The following is a 4,323-nucleotide window of genomic DNA, read 5'->3' on the forward strand; positions in this document are numbered from 1 at the left end:
CCCTGCGCCATGTCCGGCTTGCCGCCGCCCCTCGCCCCGAGCGCCGGCGAGATGGCCCTGACCAGATCGCCCGCGCGGAGGCCGCGCTCCTGGGCGGCGGGGCTCACCGCGATGACGAACGGCACCTTCTCCGAGCCCCCGGCGGTGAGGAAGATGACACCGGCATCCCCACCGAGTCGGCCCTTGAGGTCGGACGCGAGGGTACGCAGGTCGCCCGCCGCTCCCCCCGGGACGTCGTGGGCGAGCACCCGGATCCCGTCGAGGTCCTCGGCCGCCGAGAGCAGGTCCCCGGCCCGCGAGGCGAGCTGGGCGGCACGCATCGACTCCAGTGCCTTCTCAGCCTCCCGCAGCTTCGCGGTCAGCGCGGCCACCCGGTCGGGCAGTTCGTCGGCGGGCGCCTTGAGCGAGGTGGCCAGGCCCGACACGAGAGCGCGCTCACGGGCCTGGTGCCGGTAGGCGTCCATCCCGACGTACGCCTCCACGCGCCGGATACCCGATCCGACCGAGGCCTCGCCCAGCAGACTCACCGGGCCGATCTGCGCGGAACTGGACACGTGGGTGCCTCCGCACAGTTCCATCGAGAACGGTCCGCCGATCTCCACCACCCGGACCAACGACCCGTAGTTCTCCCCGAACAACGCCATCGCGCCCATCCGCCGGGCCTCGTCGAGGCTGGTCTCGATCGTGTTCACGCCGTAGTCGGCGTCGACGGCGGCGTTGGTGATCTCCTCGACCTGCGCGAGGACGTCCGCCGGGATGGAACCCGACCAGTTGAAGTCGAACCGCATGTACCCCGGCTTGTTGAGCGAGCCGGCCTGGACGGCCTCCGGTCCGAGGATCTGACGAAGTGCGGCGTGCACGAGGTGGGTGGCCGAGTGGCCCTGAGTGGCCCCCTTGCGCCACTCCGGGTCGACGGCCGCGGTGACGAGCTGGCCGGCCTCGACCTCGCCGCCCGTGAGGACGCCCTTGTGGATCCAGAGCTTCTTCCCGATCTTCTGCACGTCGTCGACCTGCATCTGGAAACCAGCGGTGGAGATCATCCCGCGGTCACCGAGCTGGCCACCGGACTCGGCGTAGAACGGTGTGCGGTCGAGCACGAACTCCACCGCGTCTCCCTCGCGCGCGACGTGGACGGCCTCTCCGCCGGAGACGATGCCCAGGAGGGTGGACTCGTCGGTGAGTTCGGTGAAGCCGGTGAAGACGGTCTCACCGGCGTCGAGGAAGTCGCGGTACACCGACAGGTCGGCGTGGGCGTGCTTCTTGGACCGCGAGTCGGCCTTGGCCCTGGCGCGCTGCTCGGACATGAGGGAGCGGAAGCCCTCCTCGTCGACCTGCAGTCCGGCCTCGGAGGCCATCTCGAGGGTGAGGTCGATCGGGAAACCGTGCGTGTCGTGCAGGGCGAACGCCTGGCGGCCGGTGAGCACCGCCGCGCCGGAGGCCCTGGCGTCCTCGGCGGCACGCTCGAAGAGTTGGGTTCCCGACTCGAGGGTCTTGAGGAAGGCGACCTCCTCGGCCACGGCGATGCGCTCGATGCGCTCGTAGCCGGCGATCGTCTCGGGGAAGGACGGGCCGATCGCCTCCTTCACGGTGGCCATGAGCTCGGCCATCGTGTCACCGGTCGCGCCCAGGAGTCGGACGGACCGGACGATGCGCCGAAGCAGCCGCCTCAGGATGTACCCGCGCCCCTCGTTGCCGGGGGTCACGCCGTCGGAGATGAGCATGTACGCCGTCCGCGCGTGGTCCGCGATCACCCGGAAGCGGACGTCGGAGGCGTTGTCCACCCCGTACCTGGTGCCGGAGAGCCGCTCGGCGGTGTCGATCACCGGGCGGAGCAGATCGGTCTCGTAGACGTTCTCGACGCCCTGGAGCAGGAACGCGACGCGCTCGATCCCCATCCCGGTGTCGATGTTCTGCTTGGGTAGCGGGCCCAGGATCTCGAACGCGTCCTTGCCGGTGCCCTCACCGCGCTCGTTCTGCATGAACACGAGGTTCCAGATCTCGATGTAGCGGTCCTCGTCCGCCTCCGGTCCGCCCTCGACCCCGTACTCCGGTCCGCGATCGTAGAAGATCTCAGAGCACGGACCGCAGGGCCCGGGGACGCCCATGGACCAGTAGTTGTCCGCCATGCCGCGGCGTTGGATGCGACCCTCGGGGATGCCGACCACGTCGCGCCAGATGCCGTAGGCCTCGTCGTCGTCGAGATACACGGTGACCCACAGCAGCCCCGGGTCGATACCGAAACCCCCGTCGTCCAGGGACGAGGTGAGCAGCGACCACGCCTGGCGGATCGCCCCCTCCTTGAAGTAGTCGCCGAACGAGAAGTTACCCGCCATCTGGAAGAAGGTGTTGTGGCGCGTGGTGATGCCCACCTCCTCGATGTCGAGGGTGCGCACGCACTTCTGGATGGAGGTCGCGGTGGCGTGCTCCGGGGTCTCCTGGCCGAGGAAGTAGGGCTTGAAGGGGACCATCCCGGCGTTGACGAACAACAGGTTCGGGTCGTCCAGGACCAGTGATGCGCTGGGGACCTCGGCGTGACCGGCCCTGACGAAGTGGTCGAGGAATCGGCGCCGGATCTCATGGGTCTGCACAGGGGGCCTCACTGGTGGTCTACGGAGGTGGTCGGACGACTGCCCAGCCTACCGGCGCGCCCCCGGGGATCGAGGAACGGACCGCGGGAGCCCGCAGACGACACGGGCACGGACCCCGCGTGCGGGGCCCGTGCCCGTGGACCGGCTCGAGAAGAGGTGGTGTGTCAGCGCGGCATCGGGGGCAGGATGATGCCGAAGTTGGCCGCGGTGATGAACGCCTCCTGGGGAAGCAGCCCCAGGCTGTGCGCGCCGGTCCCCCACACGCCGACCGAGGTGGCCACGCCGACCAGGGTCGAGAAGATGCTGGCGATTCCGCTCATGATTCCTCCGAGAGTGCTTGCGTCCATGGATACCTGGATGTTGCTCGTGTTCATACAGGCCTCATGAGTTTCACATATCCGGGCGGGGGCGGCTAGGTCTTCCCCCGGACAATCGTTCGCAGCCGGGTCAGCCTGGCGGCCAGTTCTCGTTCGTGTCCGTGGCCGGCGGGCGCGTAGTAGTCCCGACCCACGAGCTCGTCGGGAGGGTACTGCTGTGTGACCACCCCGGCCGGGGACTGGTGCGCGTAGAGGTAGCCGACTCCGTTGCCCAGCCCCTTGGCCCCGGCGTAGTGGCCGTCCCGGAGGTGCCGGGGGACCTCACCGACTCCCCCGGCGCGGACATCCGCCATCGCCGCGTCGATCGCGGAGATCACCGCGTTGGACTTGGGCGCGGTCGCCAGATGGATGGTGGCCTGGGCCAGGGCGAGTCGGCATTCGGGCAGCCCCACCTTCTGCACGACCTCCGCCGCGGCGGAGGCGGCGAGCAGTGCGGTGGGATCCGCCATCCCGATGTCCTCGCTCGCGTGCACCACCAGGCGCCGCGCGATGAACCGGGGGTCCTCCCCCGCCACCAACATCCGCGCGAGGTAGTGCAGGGCCGCGTCGGCGTCCGACCCGCGGATCGACTTGATGAACGCGCTCGTGACGTCATAGTGCTGATCCCCGTCCCGGTCATAACGGACCGGGGCCGCGTCCAGGCTCAGCTCGACCGTCTCCGGGGTCACCACGTCGTCCTCGGCGGCTCCCGCGGCGGCCTCCAGGATCGTCAGGCTCCGGCGGGCGTCCCCGCCGGAGAGCCGGACGATGTCCTCCACCGCGGCGTCGGTCACCTCGAGCGCCCCCGCGTAACCCCGCTCATCCGCCACGGCGCGCCGGATCACCGTGGCGACCCCCGCCTGGTCCAGCCCCTGCAGTTCGGCGATGAGAGAACGGCTCAGCAGCGGGGCGATCACCGAGAAGTGCGGGTTCTCCGTGGTCGCGGCCACCAGGAGCACGATGCCGTTCTCCACCGCGGCGAGGAGCGCGTCCTGCTGGCTCTTGGAGAACCTGTGGACCTCGTCGATGAACAACACTGTGCGCCGGCCGTGGATCTGGCGTGTCCGCGCGTCCTCGATCACCGCACGGACGTCCTTGACCCCGGCGCTCAGGGCGGACAGCGCCACGAAGTGCCGACCGGACGAGGTGGCCACGAGGTTGGCCAGCGTCGTCTTGCCCGTCCCGGGCGGCCCGTAGAGGATCACCGAGGACCCTCCCCGGCCCTCGACGAGTCGTCGCAACGGCGAGTTGGCGCGGAGCAGGTGCTGCTGTCCGACCACCTCGTCCAGCGTGCGCGGCCTCATCCGCACGGCCAGCGGGGCCGACGGGTCGACCGGCGGCGGAGCCGCCCCCTCCTCCGGGCCCGGCCCCGCGTCCCC

At 70.2% G+C, this 4,323-nt stretch carries 3 protein-coding genes; all 3 read right to left on the reverse strand.

From position 1 onward, the window contains the following. A partial coding sequence (gene alaS, locus G6028_RS11055) for an alanine--tRNA ligase (RefSeq protein ID WP_182658873.1) occupies positions 1-2,588 on the reverse strand: 2,588 nt, incomplete at its 3' end. Positions 2,589-2,752: 164 nt separating this feature from the next. Then, positions 2,753-2,962: a hypothetical protein gene (locus tag G6028_RS11060; RefSeq protein ID WP_182638762.1), complete on the reverse strand. Its 210-nt coding sequence runs from the start codon at positions 2,960-2,962 to the stop codon at positions 2,753-2,755. Positions 2,963-3,000: 38 nt separating this feature from the next. After that, positions 3,001-4,323, reverse strand: a 1,323-nt coding sequence (locus G6028_RS11065) for a replication-associated recombination protein A (RefSeq protein WP_182653543.1), incomplete at its 5' end; no start/stop codon positions are given.

It is taken from the genome of Dietzia cercidiphylli, assembly GCF_014145145.1.
Taxonomy (GTDB): Bacteria; Actinomycetota; Actinomycetes; order Mycobacteriales; family Mycobacteriaceae; genus Dietzia; species Dietzia natronolimnaea.

What these genes read in the sequence shown, in the direction of transcription:
- G6028_RS11060 (WP_182638762.1), bottom strand. Translation starts at nt 2,962, where the DNA reads ATGAACACGAGCAACATCCAGGTATCCATGGACGCAAGCACTCTCGGA.